The sequence below is a fragment of the Streptococcus oralis genome, from assembly GCF_001075875.1.
Lineage (GTDB): Bacteria > Bacillota > Bacilli > Lactobacillales > Streptococcaceae > Streptococcus > Streptococcus oralis_I.
On record NZ_JUOS01000020.1, the window covers coordinates 1 to 858 of the forward strand.

Sequence of the window (858 nt, forward strand, 5' to 3'; positions counted from 1 at the left end):
GTGGATGTTTCTGGTCTAAAGTACATGATGAAATTAATTGACCGTTATGGCATAGATATCGTAAAGAAAGGGATGAATCGTTATTATTCTCCAGAACTAAAACAACAAACGAATTAAGGTAAAACTAAAAGGACTTAGCCCTGTACAATACAGAACTAAATCCTTTGGATAAATTAATTGTCTAACTTTTTGGAGTCAGTACAGATTTCCTTTTTGGTATAAAATATGTGCTTTCTATGACTAGGCAATTTTCTTAATCGAAAAATTACGAAATAGAAAGAGAGATTTCAAATCCATGCATCCATTCGGATTTTACTACGATGTCGATTTTTAAAGCATCTGCTAATTGTTTGACAAGATAGAGACCCATGCCTGTTGATTTTTTCCTTGTCTCTCCTGAATCACCTGTAAATCCTTTTTCAAAGATATGAGGGAGGTCGCAAGCTTTAACTCCACACCCATTATCCCTAATAATCAGGGTTTTGCGCCCCTTGTCACTTGACATAGAAATCTTGAGTTCTGGTTTGTCAGAGCTATATTTAAGGGCGTTGGCTAGTATTTGAGACAGGATAAATACAAAACTGCGTTGATCGGTGTAGCAGATTCCTTGTATGTTCTCTAACTTAATCGTAAAATTCTTTTCTTTGAGCAAGGGATCAAAGTTCTCTAAAAGATCTTGGATACACTCTTCTAGGTCAAGGTCTTCAAATAGAAAATCATTTTTCTCACTTTTCACCCTGTAGTAGAATAGGATCTGTGATACATTTCCTTGGATTTGATTTTTCACATAGTCCAATTTAAAAGCAGTATCCTCAGGTAGTTGGTCACTTTGATTGTCTAAAAGGAGGGAAAGAAGCG

Annotated in this window: 1 protein-coding gene and 1 pseudogene; one reads left to right on the top strand and one right to left on the bottom strand. The window is 35.5% G+C overall.

Annotated elements, in window-relative coordinates; genetic code table 11:
* Positions 1 to 100: 100 nt before the first annotated feature.
* Positions 101 to 172 (top strand): annotated as a pseudogene (locus ADM33_RS11870) (IS3 family transposase); the annotation flags it as partial.
* Positions 173 to 265: 93 nt separating this feature from the next.
* Here ADM33_RS11870 and ADM33_RS01000 read toward each other — a convergent pair.
* Positions 266 to 858: sensor histidine kinase (locus ADM33_RS01000; RefSeq protein ID WP_049502790.1), on the bottom strand; the 593-nt coding region annotated here is incomplete at its 5' end.